Origin of the sequence: Halobacterium hubeiense (assembly GCF_001488575.1) — an archaeon.
Classification (GTDB): Archaea; Halobacteriota; Halobacteria; order Halobacteriales; family Halobacteriaceae; genus Halobacterium; species Halobacterium hubeiense.
Window position 1 is genome coordinate 1,655,657 of the sequence record NZ_LN831302.1, and the last position, 25,232, is coordinate 1,680,888.

General features: G+C 69.9%; 31 protein-coding genes. 15 read left to right on the top strand and 16 right to left on the bottom strand.

All coding sequences use genetic code 11. The annotated features are described in order from the left end of the window. Positions 1-116 precede the first annotated feature (116 nt). The 5 genes from HHUB_RS08690 to HHUB_RS08710 all read right to left on the bottom strand — a co-directional run bounded on the left by HHUB_RS08690 (position 117) and on the right by HHUB_RS08710 (position 4,149). Positions 117-971 carry a DNA replication complex subunit Gins51 gene (locus HHUB_RS08690; RefSeq protein ID WP_059057227.1) on the bottom strand — a complete coding sequence of 285 codons (855 nt, stop codon included), beginning with the start codon at positions 969-971 and terminating at the stop codon, positions 117-119. Then, a complete protein-coding gene (gene priS / locus HHUB_RS08695) occupies positions 968-2,143 on the bottom strand; it encodes a DNA primase small subunit PriS (RefSeq protein WP_059057228.1) in 1,176 nt (391 codons plus the stop codon). Before priS ends, HHUB_RS08690 begins: the two co-directional genes overlap by 4 nt. 117 nt (positions 2,144-2,260) lie before the next feature. Beyond that, positions 2,261-3,151, bottom strand: coding sequence for a hypothetical protein (locus tag HHUB_RS08700; protein WP_059057229.1), 891 nt, complete (start codon positions 3,149-3,151; stop codon positions 2,261-2,263). Between the two features lie 192 nt (positions 3,152-3,343). Then, complete coding sequence (locus HHUB_RS08705) at positions 3,344-3,595, bottom strand: hypothetical protein (RefSeq protein ID WP_059057230.1); 252 nt, start codon at positions 3,593-3,595, stop codon at positions 3,344-3,346. Between the two features lie 71 nt (positions 3,596-3,666). Next, positions 3,667-4,149 carry a GNAT family N-acetyltransferase gene (locus tag HHUB_RS08710; protein WP_059057231.1) on the bottom strand — a complete coding sequence of 161 codons (483 nt, stop codon included), beginning with the start codon at positions 4,147-4,149 and terminating at the stop codon, positions 3,667-3,669. Between the two features lie 87 nt (positions 4,150-4,236). Between HHUB_RS08710 and HHUB_RS08715 the strand changes: the two genes are divergently transcribed. From HHUB_RS08715 to HHUB_RS08730, 4 genes are read left to right on the top strand one after another with little or no spacing between them, the layout of a single operon-like run. Then, complete coding sequence (locus HHUB_RS08715; RefSeq protein ID WP_059057232.1) at positions 4,237-5,001, top strand: DUF502 domain-containing protein; 765 nt, start codon at positions 4,237-4,239, stop codon at positions 4,999-5,001. Next, a complete protein-coding gene (locus HHUB_RS08720; protein WP_059057233.1) occupies positions 4,998-5,414 on the top strand; it encodes an archease in 417 nt (138 codons plus the stop codon). The genes HHUB_RS08715 and HHUB_RS08720 overlap by 4 nt, the downstream gene beginning before the upstream one ends. 46 nt (positions 5,415-5,460) lie before the next feature. Next, a complete protein-coding gene (locus HHUB_RS08725; protein ID WP_059057234.1) occupies positions 5,461-6,480 on the top strand; it encodes a DoxX family protein in 1,020 nt (339 codons plus the stop codon). Positions 6,481-6,525: 45 nt separating this feature from the next. Continuing rightward, entirely contained in the window at positions 6,526-8,025 is a 1,500-nt protein-coding gene (locus tag HHUB_RS08730) for an RtcB family protein (protein WP_059057235.1), read from the top strand. Here the strand turns inward: HHUB_RS08730 and HHUB_RS08735 are convergent, their stop codons facing one another. Further along, complete coding sequence (locus HHUB_RS08735) at positions 8,026-8,403, bottom strand: hypothetical protein (RefSeq protein ID WP_059057236.1); 378 nt, start codon at positions 8,401-8,403, stop codon at positions 8,026-8,028. It lies immediately after the preceding gene. Positions 8,404-8,770: 367 nt separating this feature from the next. On the opposite strand from HHUB_RS08735, the gene HHUB_RS16625 reads away from it, so the two are divergent. The 3 genes from HHUB_RS16625 to HHUB_RS08745 all read left to right on the top strand — a co-directional run bounded on the left by HHUB_RS16625 (position 8,771) and on the right by HHUB_RS08745 (position 10,386). Then, positions 8,771-8,920: a hypothetical protein gene (locus tag HHUB_RS16625; protein WP_157533995.1), complete on the top strand. Its 150-nt coding sequence runs from the start codon at positions 8,771-8,773 to the stop codon at positions 8,918-8,920. A 60-nt stretch (positions 8,921-8,980) separates the two neighbouring features. Continuing rightward, the gene (locus HHUB_RS08740) at positions 8,981-9,832 is read left to right on the top strand and encodes a translation initiation factor eIF-2B (RefSeq protein WP_059057237.1); all 852 of its coding nucleotides are present in this window, start codon (positions 8,981-8,983) and stop codon (positions 9,830-9,832) included. Positions 9,833-9,903: 71 nt separating this feature from the next. Then, positions 9,904-10,386 carry a hypothetical protein gene (locus HHUB_RS08745; protein ID WP_059057238.1) on the top strand — a complete coding sequence of 161 codons (483 nt, stop codon included), beginning with the start codon at positions 9,904-9,906 and terminating at the stop codon, positions 10,384-10,386. A gap of 27 nt (positions 10,387-10,413) precedes the next feature. Here the strand turns inward: HHUB_RS08745 and HHUB_RS08750 are convergent, their stop codons facing one another. The 4 genes from HHUB_RS08750 to HHUB_RS08765 all read right to left on the bottom strand — a co-directional run bounded on the left by HHUB_RS08750 (position 10,414) and on the right by HHUB_RS08765 (position 13,951). Continuing rightward, complete coding sequence (locus HHUB_RS08750) at positions 10,414-10,611, bottom strand: hypothetical protein (protein ID WP_059057239.1); 198 nt, start codon at positions 10,609-10,611, stop codon at positions 10,414-10,416. Positions 10,612-10,671: 60 nt separating this feature from the next. Next, complete coding sequence (trmB, locus tag HHUB_RS08755) at positions 10,672-11,730, bottom strand: HTH-type sugar sensing transcriptional regulator TrmB (protein WP_059057240.1); 1,059 nt, start codon at positions 11,728-11,730, stop codon at positions 10,672-10,674. A 76-nt stretch (positions 11,731-11,806) separates the two neighbouring features. After that, the gene (locus HHUB_RS08760; protein ID WP_059057241.1) at positions 11,807-12,565 is read right to left on the bottom strand and encodes a proteasome assembly chaperone family protein; all 759 of its coding nucleotides are present in this window, start codon (positions 12,563-12,565) and stop codon (positions 11,807-11,809) included. Between the two features lie 39 nt (positions 12,566-12,604). Further along, positions 12,605-13,951, bottom strand: coding sequence for a bifunctional metallophosphatase/5'-nucleotidase (locus HHUB_RS08765; protein ID WP_059057242.1), 1,347 nt, complete (start codon positions 13,949-13,951; stop codon positions 12,605-12,607). Positions 13,952-14,058: 107 nt separating this feature from the next. Here HHUB_RS08765 and HHUB_RS08770 point away from each other — a divergent pair, with 107 nt between their 5' ends. Together HHUB_RS08770 and HHUB_RS08775 are read left to right on the top strand one after the other, a co-directional pair. Then, positions 14,059-14,295: a DUF5816 domain-containing protein gene (locus HHUB_RS08770; protein ID WP_059057243.1), complete on the top strand. Its 237-nt coding sequence runs from the start codon at positions 14,059-14,061 to the stop codon at positions 14,293-14,295. A 119-nt stretch (positions 14,296-14,414) separates the two neighbouring features. Further along, on the top strand, positions 14,415-14,723 hold the full coding sequence (locus HHUB_RS08775; RefSeq protein ID WP_058983725.1) for a DUF7116 family protein: 309 nt from the start codon (positions 14,415-14,417) through the stop codon (positions 14,721-14,723). 80 nt (positions 14,724-14,803) lie between these two features. On the opposite strand, the gene HHUB_RS08780 is transcribed toward HHUB_RS08775, so the two are convergent. After that, positions 14,804-15,211: a hypothetical protein gene (locus HHUB_RS08780; protein WP_059057244.1), complete on the bottom strand. Its 408-nt coding sequence runs from the start codon at positions 15,209-15,211 to the stop codon at positions 14,804-14,806. A 61-nt stretch (positions 15,212-15,272) separates the two neighbouring features. After that, on the bottom strand, positions 15,273-16,463 hold the full coding sequence (locus HHUB_RS08785; protein ID WP_059057245.1) for a pyridoxal-phosphate-dependent aminotransferase family protein: 1,191 nt from the start codon (positions 16,461-16,463) through the stop codon (positions 15,273-15,275). Positions 16,464-16,550: 87 nt separating this feature from the next. Between HHUB_RS08785 and HHUB_RS08790 the strand changes: the two genes are divergently transcribed. The 5 genes from HHUB_RS08790 to HHUB_RS08810 are packed head-to-tail and all read left to right on the top strand — an operon-like array spanning position 16,551 to position 19,696. Continuing rightward, positions 16,551-17,102: a mechanosensitive ion channel domain-containing protein gene (locus HHUB_RS08790; RefSeq protein WP_059057246.1), complete on the top strand. Its 552-nt coding sequence runs from the start codon at positions 16,551-16,553 to the stop codon at positions 17,100-17,102. Positions 17,103-17,156: 54 nt separating this feature from the next. Next, a complete protein-coding gene (locus HHUB_RS08795; RefSeq protein ID WP_059057247.1) occupies positions 17,157-18,086 on the top strand; it encodes a metal-dependent hydrolase in 930 nt (309 codons plus the stop codon). 52 nt (positions 18,087-18,138) lie between these two features. Continuing rightward, positions 18,139-18,783: a hypothetical protein gene (locus tag HHUB_RS08800; RefSeq protein WP_059057248.1), complete on the top strand. Its 645-nt coding sequence runs from the start codon at positions 18,139-18,141 to the stop codon at positions 18,781-18,783. Continuing rightward, positions 18,780-19,445 (top strand): hypothetical protein, encoded by a 666-nt coding sequence (locus tag HHUB_RS08805; RefSeq protein ID WP_059057249.1) that lies wholly within the window; start codon positions 18,780-18,782, stop codon positions 19,443-19,445. Before HHUB_RS08800 ends, HHUB_RS08805 begins: the two co-directional genes overlap by 4 nt. A 50-nt stretch (positions 19,446-19,495) precedes the next feature. Continuing rightward, positions 19,496-19,696: a dodecin gene (locus tag HHUB_RS08810; protein WP_059057250.1), complete on the top strand. Its 201-nt coding sequence runs from the start codon at positions 19,496-19,498 to the stop codon at positions 19,694-19,696. Here the strand turns inward: HHUB_RS08810 and HHUB_RS08815 are convergent. Both HHUB_RS08815 and hisD read right to left on the bottom strand, forming a co-directional pair. After that, positions 19,693-20,058: a HesB/IscA family protein gene (locus tag HHUB_RS08815; RefSeq protein ID WP_059057251.1), complete on the bottom strand. Its 366-nt coding sequence runs from the start codon at positions 20,056-20,058 to the stop codon at positions 19,693-19,695. The two genes, HHUB_RS08810 and HHUB_RS08815, sit on opposite strands and share 4 nt — an antisense overlap. Before the next feature lie 64 nt (positions 20,059-20,122). Further along, positions 20,123-21,403, bottom strand: coding sequence for a histidinol dehydrogenase (hisD, locus tag HHUB_RS08820; protein ID WP_059057252.1), 1,281 nt, complete (start codon positions 21,401-21,403; stop codon positions 20,123-20,125). Between the two features lie 140 nt (positions 21,404-21,543). Here hisD and HHUB_RS08825 point away from each other — a divergent pair, with 140 nt between their 5' ends. Further along, positions 21,544-22,830, top strand: coding sequence for a methyl-accepting chemotaxis protein (locus HHUB_RS08825; RefSeq protein WP_059057253.1), 1,287 nt, complete (start codon positions 21,544-21,546; stop codon positions 22,828-22,830). Here the strand turns inward: HHUB_RS08825 and HHUB_RS08830 are convergent, their stop codons facing one another. Then, positions 22,831-24,321: a M23 family metallopeptidase gene (locus HHUB_RS08830; RefSeq protein ID WP_059057254.1), complete on the bottom strand. Its 1,491-nt coding sequence runs from the start codon at positions 24,319-24,321 to the stop codon at positions 22,831-22,833. Positions 24,322-24,546: 225 nt separating this feature from the next. Continuing rightward, a complete protein-coding gene (locus HHUB_RS08835) occupies positions 24,547-25,206 on the bottom strand; it encodes a hypothetical protein (protein ID WP_059057255.1) in 660 nt (219 codons plus the stop codon). Positions 25,207-25,232 lie beyond the last annotated feature (26 nt).

Sequence of the window (25,232 nt, forward strand, 5' to 3'; positions counted from 1 at the left end):
ACGCGCGGCTCCGCCGCGCGTATGCTCTCACGCTCCTAATTTATCTCGCTCCCTACGCTACTCACGAGCGACCGCACTGCTACCCTCGGTAAAACACAGTTTCGACGCTGGGACCGTCAGTCCAGTTTCTCGGCGGCGTCCTTCTCCACGAGCGGTTTCGCGTTCTCTTCGGGCAGCGTCACGATGTCCTCGGCTTCGAGCGTGTACGGGCGCTCGTCCACGCCGAAAATCTCGCCGACGTCGTCCGTGACGCGCACTTTCGTCCGGGCCATGTCCTCGTCGGACTCCGTGTCCTCGGCTGCGTCTTCGTCGTCAGTGACGCGTTCGAGGTCCTCCGCGATGGCCTCGGGCGGCTCGGGGTCGGCGGGTATCTGGTCGGTCTCAGAATCCGGTTCGCCTGCGTCGGGCTTGGGGGCTGGCTCCGTGTCCGCGTCGTCGAGCCCGCCGCCCATCGCGGCCGCCGCAGACGAATCCTCGGCGGGCTCGGCGTCCGGTTCGGGGGTCGGGTCCGTCGGCGTCCGGTCGGCGGTGTCGCCGAGCGGTCCCGCGTCGGAATCCTCCGATTCGGCGCTCGACGGTTCGGCGTCACCGGCGATGACGTCGAGGACGTGGTTCTTGTTCGCCTCGATGCGCTCGACGAGGTCGCCGTAGAGCGCGCGCTCCTCCTCGGTGAGGCCGCCGACGTCGTCGGGCATCCCCGCGGCCGCGAGGCTCGCCTGCTTGACGAGCTTGCCCATGCGGCGCTCGTAGATGGCTTCCGCGACCTGCTCGGCGGTCTCGATCTTGTCCGTGAGCTCCTGGACCTCGGGGTCGCCGAACGGGTCGTCGGCCGCGCTCGCGGCGGCCTCCCGCTGGTCCTTGAGGTCCGCGATGTACGCCGCGACGTCGCCGTAGAACGAGTCCCGAAGCTCCTGGAGGCCGTCGGTCGCGCGCTCGCGGGTCTGGGCCGCCCGTAGGTCTTCGAGGTTCATTGTTTGGCTTTCTCCGCGGTGCCGCGGGCCATCAGGAAGACGCCCGCGTACTCTGGGACCGATACGACGCCCGGTTCCACCGTAAGCGTTTCCCCGAGCAGTTCCAGCGTGCGCGCCTCCTTCACGTCGACGGTGATGTCGTGGCCGACGAACGTCTCCGGGACGGCGTCCACCAGCGGGTCGAAGTCGTCCAGCTCCTCGCGGGTGAGCCGCTGGACGTGCAGGCCGCTCCCGCCGTGCAGCGTCCCGGGAAGCCGAATTAGGCGGTTCGTGTCCGTCGTCACGGGCTCGTCGATGGGCGCGTTCTCGGCTTCGATGGTCTCCGCGACGTACTTCCGCGCGACCTTCAGGAACGCCGGGTGGACGTCCACGTTCCCGCGCTTGACGGCGTCGGTGTTGTTCGCGACGGCGTTGTAGATGGCGCGCGCGGACTTCTCGCCGACGCCCTCCATCCCGGAGAGGTACTCGACGGCGTCGTCCTCGCCGCGCTCCAGGAGGTCGTCGGCGAACTCGCCGAGGCGCTCGGTGACTCGCCGCCCCCAGCCGCCGTCGGCGGGCAGCACGCGCTTGTTCGTCGGGTTCTTCAACCCGAGTCCCTCGACGGTCTCCTCGCGCACGAGCGAGTCCAAATCGAGTTCGTTCCCGCGCACGTAGTCGACGATTTCTCGGCGCTGCTCGCGTTCGAGGTCGTGGACGCCCTCGTCGCGGACGTGCACGTGGTAGCCGCGGCCGCCGGAGAACGTCACCGTCAGGTCCTCGAACCCGAAGTCGCGTTCGAGGAAGTCCAACAGCCGGTAGAGGGCGTCCTTGCACTTCGCGAGCATCTGCGCGTACGTGTCCTCGCCGAGCGTCACGCTCGGCAGGTGGTCGGCGTCGAGGTCGAAGACGAGGTCGGAGCCCAGCCAGTTCTTCTGCTCCATCGTGGACGCGCCCGGCGTCTCGTAGAACCCCGCCGAGAAGTAGACGTGGCGGGGGCGCTGTCGTTCGAGGAACGCCGACGTGTTCCCCAAGTCGAGCGTGGACTTGTGCCGGACCATCGTCGTGTCCGGCCCCGACGTCCACGGGATGTACCCCCACTCGCGGTCGTCGGCGCGCGGCGGGAGCTGTACCTCCGAGCGGCGGTAGAAGTCGCCGAAGCGCCCCCGGAGATACGCGCGGGTCCGTTCCTCCATAGCGGGAAACGCGTACGCCGACCGCCGGTAAATGCGTGTCGTCTCTCCGGTCACCTGCGCTCCGCCGGCCCGCGAGAGAATGTGTCCTCGTCGAATAGTAGCGCCGTCAGGACGGCCCTATACGTCGAATATCGTGTCCTTGCTATTGATGAGAACTTCACCGTTCCCGCTGGTATCACCCTCCAACCGCTGGGCGGGACTGAAGTCCTGCGCCGTGCTGAAACACGTGTTCGTCCCGGGGATGCAGACGTTGATGCCGCTGTTGTGGAAGTCCGCTTCGAAGTCTGCGGTGTAGGTCTCTTCCTCCAGTTCACGAATCTCGTTGGCGTCCGTACCTTGGTGGTCGATAGCGTAGTTCGTGTAGGTGACGAGGTCGTTGAACGTTCCCTCGACGACTTCCGTGGAGTCGTACTCCCAGTTGATCTCGCACTGCCACCGCCACGCGGTGTAGTCGACTGACGCCGCGACTTGGTCCTGCGTGTGTGTGAACACCTCGGTGCTCGTTCCGCCGCCGCCACCACCAGGGAGCGTGACAGCATCGGTGGTGGCAGTGCTGTCGGTCTCGGGGACCTTCGTCAGGTAATCGGGTCGCTCCCAGTTCCACTCCTCGAAGGGGTTCTCGGCGTCCTCGTCGAGGTGGACACGAACCGTCGGTTCGGTATCACCGGCGCTCTGGGTGCTAAGCGACGGCGACGACCGAGAGACAGTCCGCGTCAGCTTCGGGGCGAGCGCTTCTTCGAGTGCGGACATTTGCGCGTCGTTCAGGTCATCATCGTTCTTGAACGAGTCTCGGAATCGAACGTCGTCGATGCCGGGCGCGTCAGCGTCCGTGCGCTCTGCGACTAGTTCCTGTTCGACGAAGTCGTTGATCTCCGTGAGTGATTCGGGGTCGAAGTCGTAGACATCGTCGCCCTCACCGCTGACCGAGCCGACGATGCCCGTGAGCAGTGCGACGCCAGCGCCAGTCGCCTTGACGAATCCTCGACGATGGAATGTATCGTCTGCCATCGACGAAGGTAACACCGCACCTCGTAATTAATTTTTCTAGCGTTCTCAAAGAATTAACTGAATTTCAATGGTGCGAATTAGCGAAGCCGGAGGTGTCCAGACGCGGGCGGCGGGAAGAGAGTCGGAGAACAGTGCCACGACGGGGGAGAAGCGCAGGCGGCGGACGGTTTCGAGAGGATTTCGTCTCGGAGGTCAGCGAATCGCCGACCGGAGGCGCTCCCTGATGCTGGGGTTCCCATAGAGGCCCACCGCGACGACAAGTACACAGACGCCGAACGCGACGGCGGAGCCAGTATAGTTCGTCGGGGCGGTTGTTCCAGCGAGTCGGAGGAGGGTCGCGGCAGCACCAAGCGTGCCCAGTAACACGAGCACCCAGCCGAGCGCGCCGGCGAGGACTCGGCCGCCGACTTCAGCGGCCGCGATACCAGTTGATTTCTCTCCCATGCTCGCTGTTACCAACGGCGCCGGCATATATTTTCTGGTGAGTTCGGTCCGAAACCTTCCGGGACAGTCAGCTACCGGCTGCCGCGCAGCAGTTCGGAGATGCGGTCGCGGATGCGGGCGCGGTCGCCCAGCCGGAGGTAGTAGGCGCCCTCGCCGTCCTCGTAGTAGTTGTCGATTTCGCGCTCGACGCTGAACCCGAGGTGCTCGTAGAAGGACACCGCGCTCTCGTTGCTCTGCCGGGCGTGACACGACGCCTTCCCGGCGTCCTCGGTGACGCGCGCGACGAGCCGCTCGCCGTAGCCCTCGCCGCGGTACTCGGGGGCGACCGCGAGAAACAGGATGTAGCCGTCCGAGCGCGCCGCCGCGAAGCCGACCATCTCGTCGCCGTCGAGGAAGCAGTAGACCGTCGAGCGCCGGTAGGCGTTCGCGAAGAAGCCGCGTCGCTGCTTGAGGAGGGCTTCGTCCTCCCGGATGCGCTCTTTGAGGTCCCACGCTTCGTCGAGGTGTTCGTCGCTCCCCGGCGGGACCACGCGCTCGTCGACTGTGACGCTCACTGAGCGGGTGTAGCAGGCCGGCGAATATAATTCCACCGTCGCCGGACGCCGTAACGCTTTCACGCGTCGTCGGCGTCTCGGTGAACGATGCTAGGCGGCAGCCGCCCCGACGGCGAGCGGATGCAGCGCGCCGGCGAGTCCGCGTACGACCGCGTCCGCGAGGCCGCGCTCACCGGCGTCACGGTGGTCGTCCCGCTGCTCGTGACGCTGTACGTGCTCTCCATCGCCGTCGGGGTCGTCGACGACCTCCTCGAACCGCTCGCGCGAGTGCTGGCGAGCACGAACGTCGCGCCGAACGCCTCCGAAACCATCGTCGACCTCGTCGGCGTGCTCGTGGTGGTCGCACTCACGCTCCTCGTCGGGTTCGCGGCGTCGTTCCGGTCCGGGGAGCGCGTGCTGGCGTACTTCGACGCCGTGCTCGAACGCGTCCCCGGCGTGGGCGCAGTCTACAAGAGCTTCCGGCAGATGAGCGACGTGATGGTCGAGAGCGACGCGGACAACTTCCAGTCCGTGAAGCTCGTGGAGTTCCCGCATCAGGACGCGTACACGCTCGGGTTCCTGACGACGGAGACGCCGAGCGCGGTCGCGGACGCCGCCGGCCACGATGAGATGCTGACGCTGTTCCTGCCGCTCGCGCCGAACCCCGTGATGGGCGGCCACCTCACGCACGTGCCCGCCGAGCGCGTGATGGACGTGGACATGACCGTCGAGGAGGGGATGCGCGCGGTCGTGACGATGGGGGTCGCGGTGTCCTCCGAGGACGGCGCGACCGACGGGCTCTCGCGGGAGCGCCTCGAACGGCTGACCGGCGAGGAAATCGCGCAGACGCAGGTCTCGGAGGGCGACGAATGAGCTACGAACTCAGGGAGCACACCGCCGACGTCGCCGTGGAAGCGACCGCCGACAGCCTCGGCGCCGTGTTCGCGGCGGTCGCCGACGGCATGGCCGCCGCGATGACCGCGGAGACCCCCGACGCCGGCAGCAGGTTCACGTTCGAGGAGCGCGCGGAGAGCCGGGAGGCGCTGCTGTTCGACTACCTCGACCGGCTCATCTACGAGCGCGACGTGCGCAACGTCCTCCCGGTCGACCACGACGCCGCGGTCCGCGAGGCGGACGGCGAGTGGGTCGTCGAGGGGAGCGCGCGCGGCGTCCCGCTGAACGAGGTCCACGCCCGCGACCTGAAGGCGGTCACGTACTCCGAGATGGACCTCTCGGAGCGCGAGGCCGACGGCGGCTGGCACGCGTACGTCGTCTTCGACGTCTGACGGGGACTGGCCGACCTTTTTGCGTTCGCAGCACGTCGGCCAGCGTATGGTGACAGGCACAGCTCCCAGTCACGTCGACTACGTCGTCGACGGGGCGCCGACGGTTCGCGCGGTGGAGTTCCTCGCGGAGGTACTCTCGAACCCACTGAACGCCGTACTGTTGCTCGGCGGCGGGCTCTCGGTGGTCGCGGCGGCGGTAGTGTACCTCAAGTACCAGCCGGCGGCCGCGGACGTGCGCGCGCTCCGCGGCACGCTCGAAGAGTACCACGCGTTCCTGCCGTGGATGCTCCGGCTGGCGGTCGGGCTGCCGCTGGTCGGCGCGGGGTTCGCGGGCTACTTCTTCTCGCCGTCGGTCGCGGCGCCGACACGGGTCTTCCAGGTCCTGCTGGGGTTCTTCCTGCTGTTCGGGCTGGCGACCCGCGCGGTCGCACTCGTCGGCCTGCTGGCGTACCTCGGCGGGCTCGTGCTCCGCCCCGAGCTCGTGATTGCCAGCGAGTACGTCGGCGGGTTCCTCGGCGTCCTCCTGCTCGGCGCGGGCCGCCCCAGCGCCGACCACTTGCTCCAGCAGGTCGCCGAGGCCGAGGGGTCGGTGTACGGCCGCTTCGACCCGCTGCACCCGCTGGTCACGAAGTTCAACGACGTGGTCGGCCCCTACGAGCAGTACGCGCCGACGGTCATCCGACTCGGCGTCGGGTTCAACTTCGCGCTGCTGGGGTTCTGGGAGAAGCTCGCGAACCCCGGGATGGCGCTGGCGGTCGTCGAGAGGTACGACCTCACGGCGGTCGTCCCCGTGGACCCCGGGATGTGGGTCGTCGGCGCCGGCCTCACGGAACTGGCGGTCGGCGTCCTCCTGTTCGTCGGGCTGTTCACGCGCGCGACCGCCGCGGTCGCGTTCGTCGTGTTGACGACGACGCTGTTCGGCCTGCCGGACGACCCCGTGCTCGCGCACATCACGCTGTTCGGGCTCTCCTCGGCGCTGTTCGTGACGGGCGCCGGTCCGCTGTCGCTGGACGAGCGGCTCGCCGCCGTCAAGGAGTACTCGCCGCTGGCGACCGCCACGGAGTAGCGCCCAGACGAAACGTATTCACGGGCTCCGCGCCCACCGCAGAGTATGAACACGTTCGACGCCGACGGCGTCACGCTCCGAGAGGTCGAGGACGACGTCTGGGAGCTCGAACGCGACGACGAGATGCGGGTGCCCGCCCGCGTGTTCGCCAACGAGACGCTCCTTGAGGACATCCAGAACGACAAGACGCTCGAACAGCTCCGGAACGTCGCGTGCATGCCGGGCGTGGTCGCGCCCGCGCTCTGCATGCCCGACGGCCACCAGGGGTACGGCTTCCCGGTCGGCGGCGTCGCCGCCTTCGACGCCGAGGACGGCTACATCTCGCCCGGAGCAGTCGGGTTCGACATCAACTGCGGCGTCCGGATGGTGAAGACGAACCTCACGTACGAGGACGTGCGCGGTCGCGAGGAGGAACTCGTTGACGCGCTGTTCGACGCCGTGCCCTGCGGACTCGGGGGCGGCGGCGTCCACGACGTCAGCCACACGGACCTCGAAGCCGCGCTCGAACGCGGCGTGGACTGGTGCGTCGAGGAGGGGTACGCGGTGCGCGAGGACCGCCTGCACTGCGAGGACGAGGGCCGGCGCCCGGACGCCGACCCGTCCGCGGTCTCGAAGAAGGCCAAGGACCGCGGCGCCAACCAGATGGGGTCGCTGGGCTCCGGGAACCACTTCCTCGAAATCCAGCGCGTCACCGACGTCTACGACGACGAGACCGCCGACGCGTTCGGCCTCGACGAGGACCAGGTCGTCGTCCTGATTCACTGCGGCTCGCGCGGGCTCGGCCACCAGGTCTGCTCGGACTACCTCCGGCGCATCGAGCAGGAGTACCCGGACCTCACCGAGGACCTCCCGGACAAGGACCTCGCGGCGGCGCCCGCGGGCTCGGAACTGGCCGACGACTACTACGGCGCGATGTGCGCGGCCATCAACTTCGCGTGGGTGAACCGCCAGCTCATCACGCACGCCGTCCGCGAGACGTTCGCGGACGTCTTCGATACGTCCTGGCAGGCCCTGGAGATGGACCTGCTGTACGACGTCGCGCACAACATCGCGAAGAAAGAGGCTCACGACGTCTACGTCACCGACGACGGCTACAGCCTCGACGGCGACGGCGGCCGCGTCCAGCGCGACCTCTACGTCCACCGGAAGGGCGCGACGCGCGCGTTCCCCGCCGGCCACCCCGACGTGCCGACAGCGTACCGCGAGGTCGGCCAGCCCATCATCATCCCCGGGAGCATGGGCGCCGGCAGCTACATCCTGAAGGGCGGGTCGCAGTCGCTGGCGCGCTCGTTCGGCTCGACCGCCCACGGCGCCGGCCGCCTGATGAGCCGCACGCAGGCGAAACGCGAGTACGGCGGCGGCGAGGTGCAGACCGACCTCCGCGAACAGAACGAGATCTACGTGAAAGCCGCCTCCGGCGAGACCATCGCCGAGGAAGCCCCCGGCGTCTACAAGGACGTCGACGAGGTAGTCGGCGTCTCCGACGCCCTCGACATCGGCGACCTCGTCGTCCGCACGTTCCCCATCGCGAACATCAAGGGGTAGCTACCGGGAGAACCCCGGGCCGTTCGGCCCCTGCGGGCCGCTCGGGGCCATCCCCTCGGCCAACTGCACGTACTCGGATTCGGGCTGCCCGCTGACTTCCTCGCCGTTCTCGTAGCGCACGAAGTTCAGGTAGAACGGCTCCCCGCAGCCCGGCTCGCCGTCCGCGTCTGACTCGGGCGGGTGCGACCACTCGGCGGCGTCCGCGCCGCAGACGAACTTCACGCCGTCCGCAGCCTCACTTTCGTAATCGTCCGCTGGCGAGACGTACATCCACCCCTCCAGCGGGAACGGCGTCACGGACTTGTCCGCGAGGTAGGGGTCGCGGTCCAGCTCGGCGACGGCGCCACAGCGCGGACAGTAGTACGACACGTCGACCATACCGCGAGTTAGGCGCCGACCCGCAAAACGCTCCCGGCGCCGGAACCGACACGACTAATATATTTCCTGTCACGTTCGTCGAGTATGCGACTGTCCCTCCGCGTTGCAGCCGCCCTCCTCGTCGGCACCGCACTGTTCGCGTTCCCGCTCGTCAGCCCGGTTCCCACGCCGAGCGAACAGCTCGAACTGGAAGTCGACGTGGCCCCCGACGACCGGAACTACCGCGCCGACCGCGATTACCAGTCGCTGTCGGCCGAAGCGAAGGCTCTGTTCGACGAAGCCGCGTCCGACGGCATAGTGACCGTGCCGCTGTCGGAAGCGCCCGAGCCGTGGGCGACGCAAGCCAACGAGAGCGAGCGCCGACGTCGTGGCGCGCGACGGCGACCTGTACCTCGCGTTCCCGATGCGCACCCTCCCGTCGCCGTCGCCGGTCTACCTGCTCGCGCGCATCGGGTCGCTGGCGGCGGGCGTCGCCGCGCTCGCGTACGGCGGCTACCGCGCCGTGAACGCGACGTAGGTCGCCGCCGGTACGGCCCACTCCGGAAAGCCTTTGCTTGGACCTCTGGATGCACCAGACATGATAGACGAGACTGCCGAGGAGATTCGCGAGATGCGGACCCACTCCTCCTCGGTCGTCGCCGTGAAAGCCGCTCGCGCGCTCGCGGACCTCATCGACAACGACTACCCGACCGTCGAGGAGTACGTGCGGGCGCTGGAGCGCAACAGCAACGCGCTCCGGCGCGCGAACCCCTCGCACGCGTCGCTGGTGACCACGCAGCGGGAGGTCGTCGAGCGCGTGCGGGGCGCGGAGCCGGCGTCGGTCGCGGAAGCCAAGGAGGTGACTGCGGCGGCCATCGACGACGTCGTAGAGTCCGTCGAGAGCGCGAAACACGAGGCCGCGGCGACGCTGGCCGACCGCATCGAGGACGGTCAGACCGTGCTCACTCACGACTACTCCTCGACGGTGCTGGAGGCGCTGGAGACCGCCGCGCAGGGCGGCAAGCACCTCGACGTGTACGTGACGGAGGCCCGGCCGCGCCACCTCGGCCGGAAGACCGCGCGCACGCTGGCGGCCATCGACCGCATCGAGCCGACGCTCATCGTGGACGGCGCCTCGGGGTACTACCTCCCGGAGTGCGACCGCGTGCTACTGGGGATGGACTGCATCGTCGACGACACGTACTACAACCGCGTGGGCACGTACCCGCTTGCCGCGGCGGCCAACGACGCGGGGACGCCCGTGACGGTCGCGGGGTCGAGCGCGAAGCTCGTCGACGAGGGGTTCCGCTTCGAGAACGACTTCCGGGACCCGAGCGAGGTCATCCGCGAGCCGCCGGAGGGCTTCGACGTGAAGAACCCCGCCTACGACGCGACGCCCACTCGCCTGCTGGACTCGGTGGTGACCGACGAGGGCGTCCGCGAGTACTGAGCGAGACGCCCCGGTACCGCTCGCGTCCCGTCCGCCGGAACGACTAACGCCGTGGCAGCGAACGAACAGGTATGCACATCGACGCGGCCCGAATCCGGCGCCTCCTCGTCGGTGCGCGTCGGCCCCGGCAACTCGTCGTTCTCTGTGCCGTCAGCCTCGTCGGCGCCGCGTCCGTCGCGTTCCTGCTCGGGCTGAACGTCAGGCTCTACGACTTCACGGGCTGGCTCGTAATCGTCCCCGGAATCGCCGTCGCCGGCGGGATTCTCAGCGCTGGCCTCGTGCCGACCGTCGGCTCGCTGTGGCTCGTCGGCTTCTGGGGGTACGTCTTCCCGCCGCTGGTCGGCTACGTCATCGGCGAGTGGACGAGCGCCGGCCGGTACACCCACCCGAGAATGCTGGGGTTCGCGTACGGGTCCGCTCGCGCCGAACTCCTCGGCGGCGTCGAGACGAGCCTCAACTTCGGGCTGGCGTTCGCGGTCCTCGTCGGCGTCCTCGGCTACGCGGCGGGCTCCGCCGTCAGTCGGGTGGCGGCGCGCAGACGCTCGTCTCAGTAACGGGGCGTGTCTCCAAACGGCGCGGATTCAGCGGCCGTACAGGAGGTACGAGAGCGCGAGGAAGCAGGCGACAGCGCCGCCGACCAGTCCCACGAACGCGCCGTAGGGGACGTCGGCGTTCCCGAGAACTGCTGCGAGAATCCCGCCCGCGAGCGCCGACGCCAGCAGGAGCGCGGCGCCGGTCTGCCAGCGCTCGACGAACGCGACGGTGGTCTCCTCAGCCATAGGCGAGCGTCCCGGCGCCAGTCGAGTAAGTGTACCGGCGAGTCCGCGCGGGCGAGAACGCTACTTCCGCGGCGGGCTGTCGCGGGCGAGCGTGAGCTCGTGGGCTTCGACGTCCTCGTAGGCGGCAACGCGGCCGCCGACCTCGACGCGGCCCGAGTCGGTCTCGAGGACGAGCGTCGCGACCTCCTCGGTCTCCTCGAACTTCGTCTCGACGACGCGCCCGCGGTCGGTGCGCGCGTCCCCGGTGAGCACGTCCCGGCCGCGGACGGTCGCGTACACGTCGCCGTCGAACGTCCGGATGTCTTTCACGCAGCGCCGGATGGAGGCGTACGTCCGCGGGAGGTCGATGTCGGCGGCGTCGCTCGTGTGGAGGACGTCGTTGGCCGTCGACCAGATGACGGTGCCGAAAAAGCCGGAGACGAGGAAGCCCAGCGCCGAGCGGTTGAAGATGACGCCGTACTTCTCGGGGTCGTCGCGGACCGCGCCCTGCGTCGCGTACACGGAGTACTGGCCGTCGGCGACCGCGACGACGGGCGTGGTGACGCCGCGGCGGCCGCGCGCGGTGGTGGCGACCTTGCCGTAGTCGAACTCCACGGGGTCGGGAGCGTCGCGGACCGGCGTCACCACGAGGTCGACGCTGACGCCGCGGTCGCGGGCGGCCGCGAGGTCGTCGGCGAACCGCTCCAGCAGGCCGGGCGTCAGCGAGCAGACCAGCTCGAACTCCGCGCTGTCGATGACGTCGCCGAAGTAGCGCAGAATCGTCGAGCGCGACTTGACCAGCGAGACGGCCTCCGTCTCGCGGGCGGGCGTGGTGTAGGCGTCTTCGAGGGCGGCGACCATCTCGGCGAAGCTCGTCTGGAGGTCCGCGAACGCCTCCTCGGGGTCGATGGCGACGACCTTCATCGGCCGGGACTCGCGGAGTTCCACGAGCCCGCGGTCGCCGAGGCTCCGCACCGTGTCGTACACCCGCGGCTGGGGGATGTCGGTGCGGTCGGCGATTTCGCTGGCCGTGAGTTCGCCGTGCTGCAGCACCGTGAGGTACGCCTCGATCTCGTACTCGCCGAGGTCGAACCCCGCGCCGACTCGTTCGACCGTCTCGCGGAGGTTCTCGTCGCTCATACCGCCACCCACGACGACCCTGCTCTTTTAGCCTGCGGTCGGCGGTCGGCTCTCCGACAGGTCCCGGCGTTGCTGCCTACATGTACATGCGGTCGTCGGGGCGCTCGTCTTCGGCGCGCTGGACGCGCTCGCTCAGCGCCTCGTAGTGCTGGGCGACCTCCGCGGCGAACGCTTCGAGGGGGCCGGTGTCCACGTCGAGGTCGTAGACGTCGCTGACGGTGTCCACGAGGCGAATCGCGGCTTCGACGTCCGGCGCCTGCGCGTGGACCGGCGTCGTGTAGACGCACGCGCGGCGGTCGCTGTCGATGCCCTGCGCGAGCAGTTCCGCCTTTAAGCCGTCGAGGAAGCCGTTGCCCATCGGCGGCACGTCCGCGCCGTCGAGGCGGGCCTCGCGGTAGTCGTCGGTCGCGACGTAGAACGTGCGGTGGCCGTCCGGCCCGTGCGCGACCGGGACGCCCGACAACACGGCGGTCTCCTCGACGTCGTTGTCGTCCAGCCACGCCGCGAGCGCGTCGCTGAACCCGGCGGAGACGCCGACCGGCACGAACAGTTCGCCGACGAGCACGGTGACGTCGACGCCGGGCTTCGAGAAGAACCGCGTGTGGTGTCGGGGCGTCCCGTTCTCGAACGGCGTAATCGCGGGCAGGCCGTCGACGGCGACGTGGCCGGTCTGTTCGAGTTCGAGGTGGTCCACGAGGAAGTCCGCGGCCGTCAGGCCGGCGAGCCCGAACTCCGAGAACCCGCAGAGGAGCGCGTCGCTGGGCTGGGTGTCGTGCGTGAACTCGAACTCGGGGTCGCGGCGGTCCCCGGCGCGTCGCGGCGTGTCGGCTACCATACCGGACGGACGGCGACCAGCCCCTTAGCGGTTGCCCGGTCAGTCGTCGGCGTGCATCGTGACGCGGCCCTCGATTTCGGGGTCGATGCCGCGCTCGCGGGCGTAGTCGGCGAGCACCTCGTGCTGGACGTCGAGGCGCTCGACGCGGTGTGCTTCGTCGAGCGCCGGGAACTCGTCGTCCGTGTAGAAGAGGTAGTCCGTGGTCGCGAGCGTGTACGTCGCGCCGGGGTCCACGGGCTCGCCGGCGACCCGGACTTCCAGCAGTTCGTCGGTGGTCTCGTCCCACGTGAGTTGTGCGCCGGAGACGTGGGCGTGCCACCAGTCCGGCTCGGCGAAGCCCAGCGACCCGCCCTTCGCGCCGCGGAACACGTCCAGCAGTTCCGCTCCCGTGAGTTCGGCGACGGAGACCGGCTCCTCGAAGGGGACGACGCTGACGAGGTCCGCGACCGTCACGTCGCCGTCGAGGGCGGGGCCGTCGCGGACGCCGCCGGAGTTCTGGAGCGCGACGTCCGTGTCGGCGGCCCACCGGTAGGCGTCCGCGACGAAGTTCCCGATTCGGGACTCCCCGCGGAACAGCGTGGACTCGGTGCGCTCCATCGGCTCGGCGACGTGCCCCACAGTATCGTTCAGGCCGGTCGCGGCCATGCGCTCGCGGAGGCGCTCGGCGAGCGGCTCGTAGACGGGCGCGTCCGCGACGACGTGGCGCGTGACCTCGCCGGCGCTGAGGTCCACTTCCAGCACGACTTCGCCGCCGGATCCGGGACGGGTGAGCAGGGTGTCGTCGAGGCGTTCGACGCGCTCGGCGGGGATGTGGCCGCCCAGCACCGCGTCCACGTCCGTCGCGGCCGCGAGTTCCTCGTCGCCGCGCCCGAGGTGCGAGAGCGCGACCACGTAGTCGGCGCCCGCCTCGCGGAGCTGTTCGCTGGCCTCCCGCGTCGCCTCGATGGGGTCGGTGACGGTGAGGTCGCTGGCCATCGGGTTCAGCGACGGCGTGGCGTCGTCGAGCACGCCGAGGAAGCCGACGCGCGCGCCCTCGACCTCGACGATTGTCCACGGGGCGACACCGGCGACTCGGTCGCCGTCCCGGTAGACGTTCGCGGACACCCACGTCTGCGGGGAGTCGGCGACGATTTCGCCGGTGACGTCGGCGCCGTAGTCGAAGTCGTGGTTGCCGAACGTCTCCACGTCGGGCTCGACGGCGTCGTAGAAGTCCAGCGCTTGCCGGCCCTCCGTCACCAGCGAGAGCACGCCCGGCGCCGTGTTGTCGCCCGAGCCCGCCGCGAGCGCGCTGTCGCGGTCCCGCAGCACGGACGCGAGCCGGCCGGCCTGCTCGGGGGAGTCGTAGACGTTCTCCAGGTCAGAGTAGTGGAAAATCCGGACCGCCATTACCGGAATCGAGGCCGGCAGCGGGGAAGAGCGCTTCGGTGAGCCGCGTCCTCGCCGCGACTGCGGGGACGGACAGGGCTAAATGCCACAGCGGGCTACGGGGCTGTATGTTCACGGTGACGACCGACGACGGCACGCTGCACGTCGCCGACGACGAGGGCGAACGCGGCCAAGATGCCCCGTTCTACGTGGTCTACCGGACGGCGGACCGCCAGCGGCGGTACGGCTACTACTGTTCGAACTGCGAGTCGATAGACGTCGCGATGGACTCGATGCGCCGCATCAAGTGCAACGACTGCGGGAACTTCACGAAGCCCGACGAGTGGGACTCTGCCCACGAATAGGTAGGTTTGCGAAACGTTCGGCCGCGTTATTCTGAAATTCCCGAACGCTCGTTTAGATTCTGCCCGGGAACGAGAACGGCAAGAAAGCTTATTACCTAGGCCCCCGACGGAGTAATTGCATGGGGACTGTTACCACCCCTCCCGACGAGCAGGCCCGGTCGATATTCGACGACCTCGGGTACAGCCTCGCAGGAGACGGCGCGGAGTTCTCCGCCACGCGCGACTGGAAAGAGATACGCGTGACAGCCGTCACAGACCGAGTCGAGGCCGACCACGACAGCGGCTATCGCTGTTTCGTGACGTGGGCCGAGAACACCGACGCGCTCGAACGGCAGCTGCGTCGGCTCGACCCGCCCTACGAGTGGGCGGTGATGGGCGTCGAGGAGGACGGTGACTACGAAGTAGCGCGCGCCCCGCCGGTCAGCTAGGGGCGCGGCGGGTTTTTATCGAGCGTCGCCAGCACAACGCCGGTGCTCAGACGAATCTCCGAAGCTGGAACGAGTCGCGGTTACCGGAAAATCCTCAACTGGGCTCTGTAGACGAGGACGTAGGCGGTCAGGTGCGCAACAGCCACGAGCGCCGCCTGTGGAGCGCGATTCCCGCCGGCGAACGACACGCCCGACGCGAGGACGGCTAGCATTCCGACGACCCCCCACCCGATTGCGGACATGTGAAAGACGAAGATGTACTCGCCCAGCCGACCGAGCGACCAGTCGCCCGCGACGACCGGGTACGAGCCGCCGAACGCGAGCACGCCGACGAGGAGGTTGCACGTGGACGCCGAGAGCGGGGAGCCGAGCGCCGCGTTGGCGAGCGAGACCGTCGGGTACCAGACGACGACGAACCCGAAGACGGCGAGGAGGAGGTCGAGGGTCGCGGACAGCCACGAGTCCAGTCCCCGTTCGGCGGTGGCCATACCAGCCGTTCGTGTCTCCCGTACGAAACGTTTGTGGTGAGTAACGAAGTCGTACCGACCGCTACTGCTCGCGGAGCGCTTCCCGCGTCGCCGCGAGGCCGGCGGCCGCGTCCACGTCTGCGCCGAGCGCGTCGAATGCGTCCGCGAGCGCGGCGACGACGAGCGTGACGTTCTCCGGGCGTGCGCCGTGGCCCATGCAGCCGATGCGGAACACGTCGCCCTCCAGCGCGCCGAGGCCGGACGCGATTTCGAGGTCGTAGTGGTCGAGCACGTAGTCGATGACGTCGCCGTCCTCGACGCCCGCCGGGACGCGGACGGCGTTCAGGCTCGGCAGCCAGTAGTCGTCCTCGGGGTTGAGGCCCAGTCCCATCGCCTCGACGCCGGCCTTCAGCGCGCCCGCGACGCGCTCGTGGCGCTCCCAGCGGGCCTCGATGCCCTCCTCGGCGACCAGCCGGAGCGCCTCGCGGAGCGCGTACACGTTCGAGACGGGCGCCGTGTGGTGGTACGCGCGCTCGTCGCCCCAGTAGCCCTCCAAGAGCGAGAGGTCCAGATACCACGACCGCGGGTCCTCCTCGCGGGAGAGCACCTTGTCCATCGCGTCGTCGTTCAGCGTCAGCGGGCTCGCGCCCGGCGGACAGGACAGGCACTTCTGCGGGCCGGAGTACGCCGCGTCGATGCCCCACTCGTCGACGCGCAGTTCGACGCCGCCGAGGCTCGTCACGGTGTCCGCAATCACGAGCGCGTCGTGCTCGTGGGCGATGTCGGTCAGTTCGGGGACGTTCGTCTGCTTGGCGCCCGTGGACGTCTCGGCGTGCACGAACCCGAAGACGTCGGGCTGGTGCTCGGCGAACGCGTCCGCGACGTCCGCGGGGTCGAGCGGCTCGCCCCACGGGGCGTCCACGCGCACGACCTCGCCGCCCGCGCGCCGCGCCATCTCCGCCATCCGGTCGCCGAAGTAGCCGTTCGTCGGCGCGAGGAACGTGTCCCCGGGCTCGGTGAGGTTACCGATGGCGGCCTCCATCGCCGCGGACCCGGTGCCGGAGACGGGAATCGTCCACTCGTTGTCCGTGCGGAACGCGTACCGCAGCAGCTCCTGCGTCTCGTCCATGATGTCCACGAACGACGGGTCGAGGTGGCCTACCAGCGGCGTGCTCATCGCCTTCAGCACGCGCGGGTGGACGGGGCTCGGCCCCGGCCCCATGAGGGTTCGCTGCGGTGGACTCAACTCACCGACGTCTGGCGCGTCCGTCATGTGGGATTCGGAGACGGGCGACCGCAAGAAGGTTCGGAAATCGGCACCGGCGACAGGAGTTACGTACCCGGCCCACGACTGGCCGGTATGCAGTCAGAGTCGCCGTCGTCGCTGACCGACCTCCTGAACAGCACCGTCGACGAGTTCGTCGGCAACGTCGCCGGCGCGCTCCCGCGCGTCCTCACGGGGCTCGTCTTCCTCGTGCTCGCGGCGGTGCTCATCCGCGTCGTCGCGACCGCCGTCCGCGTCGTCTTGAAGCAGGTCTACCCGGACCAGCCCATCTACGTCCAGCTCGGCGGCACGCTCGCGTCGGTCGTGCTGTGGTTCGGCGCGCTACTCGGATTCCTGTCGGCGGTCGGCCTCCCGGAAATCGCCGCGGCGCTGGGCACCGCCTCCGGCTTCCTCGCGCTCGGCGTCTCGTACGCGCTCTCGGGGATGCTCGCGGACGCCGTCGCCGGCATCTACCTCCTCCGCGACCCCGACTTCAACCCCGGCGACACGGTCGTCGCCGGCGACGTGACCGGGGTCGTCACCGCCATCGAACTGCGGAAGACCCGCTTCCGGGTCGGCGACGACACGGTCGTGCGCGCGAACGCCGACGTCGAGAAGAAGTGGACGAAGAAGGCCGAGAGCGAGTGACCCGCTAGCTCGCGCCACCCGCGAGTTTATCCCGCTTCGCGGAGTAACTGACGTATGTTCGTAGGGCACGCGACGTTCGCGTTCGGCGTCGTCGCGCTCGCTGCCGCCGGCCTGGGGGCGTCCAGAGAGCGCGCGCTCGCGCTCGGCGTCGCCGCCGGCCTGTTCGCGGCCGTCCCCGACGTGGACATGGCGTACGCCCTCGTCGGCCTCGTCGCCGTCGACCCCACCAGCCCGATGGCCGTCGCGCAGTCGTTCTGGGGCGCCTCCACGGTCGTCCACCGCGCGGTCACGCACTCGCTGGTCGTCGCCGTGCCCGCGGCCGCCGCGTTCGCGCTCGCGCCCACGCACCGCCGGCTCGCCGCCGCCGCGCTCGCCGCGCTCGTCGGCGTCGTCGTCGCGGCGTCCGGCCCGCTCCCCGCCGTCATCGTCGGCCTGTTCGCGGCGGGCGGCTGGCTGGTCGCGCGCGCCGCCCACGCCTACCGCGTCCGCGGCGCCAGCCTGTTCGCGGTCGCGCTGTTCGGCCTCCTGAGCCACCCGTTCGGCGACCTGTTCACGGGCGAGCCCCCGGAGCTGTTCTACCCGCTGGGCGCCAACGCCTTCGACGGCCGCGTCGCGCTCTCGGCGGACCCGACGGTCCACCTGCTGGGCGCGTTCGGCGTCGAGCTGTTCGCCATCTGGCTGGGCGTCGCCGCCGCACTCTGGCTCACCGGCCACCGCTTGACGGAGCACGTGAACTCGCGGGCGGCGTTCGGCGCCGCGTACGCGCTCGCCGTGCTCGTGTTGCCGCCGCCGACGATCGACGCGTCCTACCAGTTCGTGTTCAGCGTCGTCGCGGTCGGCTTCGTCGGCGTCGTCCCGAACCCGCGCTTCGACGGCCGGCCGCTGTCTATGCCGTCGCTGCCCACCGCGCTCGTCACCGGGCTGGCGGCGGTCACGCTCGCCGGGCTCGCGTACGGCGTCGCGTACACCACCGGCCTCGCGTAACTGTTCTGCCGCGGCCTCAGCACTTGTTAGGCGGGCGCCACGACGGACGAACGTGGCCCGGAGTACACGCCTCGCCGCGCTCGTCCGAGCAGAGCGCGCGAACGCCGCGCTGTCGTGGGTTCTCGTCGCAGTCGTCGCCGCGTCAGTCGCCGCGAGCGCGCCCGACGACCCCGTCTGGGTCGTGTTCGCGCTCGTCACCGCCGCGGTCGCCGTCCTCCCGCCGCTGGCGTTCGGCGACGCGCGCGCCATGCTCCCGTGGGAGGTGCTCGGACTCGCCGCGCTCCCCACCGTCGGCCGCGCGCTCGCGGCCCCCGGACTGACCAACGACCTCTCGACCTACCTCGGCGTCGCGGCGCTCGCGCTCGTCGTCGCCGTCGAACTCGACGTGTTCACGCGCGTCCGGCTCACGAACTGGTTCTCGGTCGCCTTCGTCGTCGTCGCGACGATGGCGACCGCGGGCTTCCTCGCCGTGCTCGGCTGGCTCTCGGACCTGCTCGCGGGGACGGCGTTCGTCCTCCCCGCGGAGCCGCCGCTGACCGCCGCACAGGAGCGCGTCGCCGTGACCGCGCTCGTGCAGGACTTCGTCGCGGCGACCGTCGCGGGCGTGCTCGCCGCGGCGGTGTTCGTCTGGTACTTCCGACGGCACGCAGACGCCCGCCTCCGGCTCCCCGCGGAACTGGAGGTGGTCGTCGAGTGAAGCTCCGCGACCGCCTCGGCGTCTCCGAGCGCCGCCAGCGGCAGGCCACGCGCGGGATGCAACTCGCGCTCGTGGCGTTCACGGCCGTCGGCGTCCTCACGTGGAACGTCGCCGTCGCCGTCAACGCCGCCGCCGCACTCGCGGTCACGCACCTCCCCGCGGTGCTGGAACGCGACTACAGCATTCCGATGGACGCCGGGCTCACGCTGTGGATTACGACCGCGGTGTTCCTACACGTGCTCGGCACGCTCGGCGTCCCCGGCGTCACGCAGAAGTTCTACGGCCCGAACCCGCCAATCTGGTGGGACCACCTCACGCACTTCCTCTCCTCGACGGTGGTCGCCGCAGCCGGCTACGCCACCGTGCGCGCGCTCGACGAACACCACGACGACGTCGCGTTCCCGCCGAAGTTCACGTTCGTGTTCGTCGTCCTGTTCGTGATGGCGCTGGGGGTGCTCTGGGAGATACTGGAGTACGCCGCGTGGACGCTCGGCGACGCCGTCGGCGCGACCGTGCTCACCATCTACGGTGTCGACGACGTGGCGCTTGACCTCGTGTTCAACACCGTCGGTGCGGTCGTCGTCGGCGTCTGGGGGACCGCGTACCTCGGCGACGTCACCGACGCCGTCCGCGCCAACATCGAGGCCGCCGCCGACGAGTGACCTGTAGCCGGCGAGTAACTTTATCCGGGTCGCCGGCGAACTGTCAGGCGATGGTATTCAAGAAGATTCGACTCATCGGGACCAGCGAGGAGAGCTTCGACGCCGCCGCCGACGACGCAATCGACCGCGCGGAGGACACCCTGGACAACGTGAAGTGGGCGGAAGTACTCGAACAGGGCGTCGAAATCGCGGGCGTCGAGGGGCGACAGTATCAGGTCGAGGTCGAGGTCGCCTTCGAGCTGGAGAACTAGGTCCGGAAGGACTCGCCGCAGCCGCACTCGCTCTCGACGTTCGGGTTCTGGACGTGGAAGCCGGCGCCCTGCAGCCCGCCCTCGAAGGCGAGCTGGCTGCCGCCGACGTAGTTCAGGCTGGACTGGTCGACGAACAGTCGGATGCCGTTGCTCTCGAAAATCTGGTCCTCGGGCTCGGGCTCGGGTTCGAAGCGCATCCCGTAGGAGAGGCCCGCGCAGCCGCCCTGCTGGACGTACAGCCGCAGGCCCGCCTCCGAGACGTCCATGTCTTCGCCCTCCATGAGGTCGCGGGCCTGCTCGGCCGCGGCCTCCGTGGCGGTGACCACCGTGTCTCCGTCCCCGTTCTCGACGGTCGCGCTCATGTCGAATACGTTCGGGTCCCGCAGTCATAAGCGTGGTGCCACCCGACAGGGCCGCCGCGACCGGCTACGAGTCGTCCTCGAAGCGCGCGTCCACGCTGGCCGCGTGGGCGTCCAGCCCCTCGGCGTCAGCGAGCGTCGTCACTGTCTCCCGGAGGTCGCCGAGCGCGTCCTCGTCGAGGCGCTGGACGGTCGTCGAGCGCAGGAACGTGTCCACGGAGAGCCCGCCAGCGACCTTCGCCTTGCCGTTCGTCGGGAGCACGTGGTTCGTGCCGGTGGCGTAGTCGCCCGCTGCGACGGGCGCGTACGGCCCGAGGAACACCGAGCCAGCGGAGTCGATGCGGTCCAGCAGTTCCTCGTCGTTGTCGGCCTGAATCGAGAGGTGCTCTGCGGCGTACTCCTCGGCGAACAGCACGCCCTCGCTCATCGAGCGCGCGACGAACACGCCGCTGGCGTCGTTGTCGAGGGCCGCCCGAATCGTCTCCGCGCGCTCGCGGTCTTCGATGCGGGCCTCGACTTCCGCGCAGACCGCGTCGGCGGTCGCCTCGTCGTCGGTGACGACGACGACGCTGGATTCGGGGTCGTGTTCGGCCTGCGCGAGCACGTCTGCCGCGACGTAGCCGGGGTCGGCGGTCTCGTCGGCGACCACCAGCAGCTCGGAGGGACCGGCGAGGAAGTCGATGTCCACGTCGCCCCGGACCTCCGCTTTCGCCGCGGTGACGAACTTGTTGCCCGGGCCGACAATCTTCTGCACGCGGTCCACCGTCTCGGTGCCGTACGCCAGCGCCGCGACGGCCTGCGCGCCGCCGGAGGCGTACACGCGGTCCGCGCCCGCGACGTGCATCGCCGCCAGCGTCACCGGGTTCAGTTCCTCCGCGGGCGGCGTCGCGACCGCGACCTGCTCGACGCCCGCGACCTTCGCGGGAATCACGCCCATCAACACCGAAGAGGGGTACGCCGCGGTGCCACCGGGCGCGTACACGCCGACCCGCTCGATGGGGCGAAACCGCCGCCCGAGTTCGCGGCCCGCCGAGAACTCCCGGCGCCAGTCCTCGGGCACCTGCGCCTCGTGGAACTCGCGGACGTTCGCGGCGGCGTCCTCGATGGCCTCGCGGGTCTCGTCGTCGAGGTCCTCGTAGGCGCGCTCGGCCTCGTCGGTGACGTCGACGTTGCCCAGTTCGACGTCGTCGAACTCGCTCGCGTACTGTCGGAGCGCCACGTCGCCCTCCTCGCGCACGCGCTCGACGATGTCCCGGACCGTCGAACGGACCGACTCCACGCCGGCCGTGCGCTCGAACAGCGCGCGGCGGCGGTCCGGCCCGAGGTCCGCGACGGCTTCGTAGTCCATACCCGTCGTAGGGACGGCCGGCGAAAAGGCGTTTCCATCCGTGCGACCGCCCCGCACGTGAAACGCTACTGACTAGTTAGCGCGCCGGAGCGTCGAAAATTACCGGAGCAACTTTGAGTCGGGTCCACCGAGACGGGCGTATGAACATCGATACCCTGCTTGCGGACGCCGGCGGCGCCGCGTGGCAGCCGCTCACAGAGCAGTTCTTCGCTGACTACCCCGAGCCGCTGTTCGTCGTCGACGACGACGGCACCATCGTGCTGTGGAACGACGCCGTCGCGGAGATGACCGGCCTCCCGCGGGAGGAGGCGGTGGGCCTGCCGGCCATCGAAGTGTTCGGGACCGAGGGACAGACCGAGACGCTCGCGGACGCGGTGATGAACTCCGGAGAAGCCGTCCGGGAGGACACCATCCGCTCCGCGGAGATGGGCGGCCAGCAGCTGCACGCGCAGGCATCGGCGACGCCGCTACAGGGGTCGGACGGCGAAATCGTCGGCGCGGTCGAAGTGCTGACGCTCGTGACCGACGTGGTCGAGCAGCGCGAGCGCGTCGAACGCGTCCAGGAGACGCTCTCCGAGGAAGTGGAGGTCGCCGTCGAGGAGCTGCGGGAGGCGAGCGAGGACGTCGCCGAGTCCAGCGAGGAGATTCACGACCTCGCGGAGGGGCAGGCCGACGACCTCGGCGAGGTCTCCGGGGAGGTCTCGACGTTCAGCGCGACCGTCGAGGAGGTCGCCGCCAGCACCGACGAGGTCCGCCAGCAGAGCAACGAGGCGATGGAGCGCGCCCGCGAGTCCCGGGAGGCCGCCGAGCGCGTGCTCGACGCCATCGACGCGTTCGCGGAGACCGCCGACACCGTCGAGGGCAACACCGAAGAGCTCCGCGACCGCCTCGACGAAATCGACCGCGTGGTCGACGTCATCACGGACATCGCCGACCAGACGAACCTGCTGGCGCTGAACGCGAACATCGAAGCGGCGCGCGCCGGCGAAGCCGGCAGTGGGTTCGCGGTGGTCGCCGACGAGGTGAAGGAGCTCGCCGAGCAGTCCCAGTCCGAGGTCGGGGAAATCGAGGGGCTGGTCGCGGACATCAAGGCCGACAGCCGGGAGACCGCCGACAGCGTCGCCGAGGCCACCGACCTCGTCGCGGACGCCCGCGAGGCCGCCGAAGCGCTCGTGGAGAACCAGCGGGAGATCGAGACGCTCGTCCGGGAGACCGCCGAGGGGATGGACGAAATCGCGAACGCGACCGACGACCAGGCCGCGAGCGCTGAGGAAATCGCGACCGTCGTCGACGACGTCGCCGACCGCGCCGAGCACGTCGCCGAGGAGACCGCGGACCTCGCGAGCGCCCACCAGCAACAGACCGCGATGCTGGCGAACATCGAGAACGCCATCCGGGACGCCGAGCGCGAACTCGACGACCAGTAGTCAGTCGCCGCGGCGCGCGAACGGGTCGCCGAGCAGCGCCAGCCGCGCGTACTCCCAGCCGGCGACGAACACCGCGAACCCGAGCAGGAAGACGCCGCCGCCGAGTGCGAACGTCCTCACGGCGGGGAGCGCGTCCGAGGCGGTGACACCGCCCACGGCTGCCGCCGCCGCTGCCACTCCTGCGACCGTGGCGACCGACCCGAGGCCGACGCCACTTCCGAACAGCCGCTTCCCGGCGAATGCGGCGAACGCGGCGCCGGCGGCCGCCGCGAGCCCGAGCGAAATTGTCGCCGCCGACACGACGAACCCGGCGACGGCGGTGGCGAACCCGCCGACGGCGAACCCGTTGGAGAGCCGAGCGGCCGTCCGAACGGCACCGAGTCCGCCTGCAGACGTCGGGTCCTCGTTCGAGGCCGCGTCGTCGCGCTGCGGCGGCTCGCCGTCGGGGGCGTGCGTGACTCGCTGGCCGACGTGGACGGAGCGGCCCGCGCCGTCGTCGGGGTCGTCCCAGTCGGCGGCGACGTCAACGCCCGGCGTCTCGACGGCCACGTCGTCGAACCGGACGGGCAGCCCCGCGGCGACCTCGAAGGCGGGGTGGTCCTGCAGCTGGACGTGGAGGTGTGGCTCCGAGGAGTTCCCGGAGTGCCCGCACCGGGCGACGCGCTGGCCGCGCGAGACGCGCTCGCCGGGCTCGACTTCGACGCTCCCCGGGACAAGGTGGACGAGGCTGGTGTACTCGCCCGGCGCGTGCCGAATCGTGACGGCGTTCCCCGTGACGGTGCGCTTGAACGGGTGGGAGAAGCCGCCGGCGCGCCCGAGCTGCGGGTCGCCGTCGTGGACGTCCACGACGACGCCGTCCGCGGGCGCGAGCACGGGCCGGTCGTAGCAGTAGTAGTTCTCGACGCTCGCGTCGGCGTCCGCGGGCCGAGTGCGTCCCTCGTCGTCGGTGACCACGAGGTCGTAGGCGTACCGCTGGGTCGCCGGGAACCACGAGTGGGAGTGCTCTCGCATCGGGCTGCCGTTGACGACCGTCCACGTCCCGTCCACGGGGAGCCGGTACCGCGCTGACTGTGCGAACGTCTCCGGGCCGGGGAGCGAGCCGCCGTACCGGGCCGCGGCGACGCCGCTGCCCAGCAACTGCATCACGTCCTGTCGCCCCAACAGGGGGTTCACTATCGACAGCGGGACGCCCAGCAGGAACGCCGCGACGCCGCGCCACCCATCGCTCATCGCCAGCCAGTCCCGCGGCCCCGGCTCGGGCGCCTCGCCGCGGCGCCACCGTCGGAGCCCGCCGACGACCGCGGCGGCGAACGGCCACAGCAGGAACAGCCAGAAGGCGTGGAACAACTGGAGAAGCTCCAGCCCGGGGACGCGGTCGCCGAGCACGCCGAGGAGACCGAGTGCCGCCAACCAGAACGGGTCCGCGGATTTCAGCCGCTCGCGGAGCCGCGACCGCACCGACCCGGAGTCGCCGGGGGACGAGGAGGACATTACGCGGGTAGTCGTCCGCTCGCGACGTAAACGTTCCGTGCACCCGGGTTCGCGCGCTGACGGGGCAGTGGCGGCGCGCTGGAGTGCGGGGTGCTCTTGGCCGAGCGTGTACCGCGCGCTGACTCTGCCAGCGCGCAGCGTAAAAGGTCGAAATGTACGCCCGCGACACTACCGAGCGACAATCCACGAGTGGGCTCGGTGGCAGTGAATTCGGAGGTTCGATGGTTAGTGTTCGATGGTCGCCACGGTGAACAGCGAGTCATCCGAGAGGACACTCTGGACACGTCCGTGCCACACGTCCGCGAACAGTTCGCGCTCGGCTTCGCTCGCGGTCCCCTCGATGATCTGTTGGAGGGTGCCGAGCGCCGGTCCGCCGTCCGGAACGTCGCCGACGTGGTAGACCACCTCGACGGTTTCGACAGTGTCGGTCCGTCGGAAGCGGAACGTCGGGGCAGCACTATCGGGGTCGAACGCGTCGAACGTCAGCGTGTTTCGGCGACCACCGTAGCCGCCGGCGAGTCCACCGAAGCCGTCTGCCTGGGCCGCGCCGGTCACGTACGAGATGAGACGCCCCATGACCCCGTACGTGGCGTCGTCACGCGGTCCCGCAGCGAGGACCTCGACCTCGCTCCGAACCGGGAGTTCGTCGGGATACAGCGCGTCGAGGCCGACCTGAGCGATGCGGTAGGCTCCCGACGCGGTCGGACACGAGTGTCCCGCCGCCTTCACCACGTCCTCGTAGGTGACGACGAACGGGTCGCCGGGGTCGAGGACGGCGAGTGCTTCCGCGACGGGGTCGCGGATTCGAATCGGTTCGGCGTCGTATTCGACGGCCCAGTTCTCCTCGGAGCGGGTCGCGTCGGCCGGAGTCGTGCTCTCTTCCATCGTGAGTTATGTGTAGTCGCTGGTTC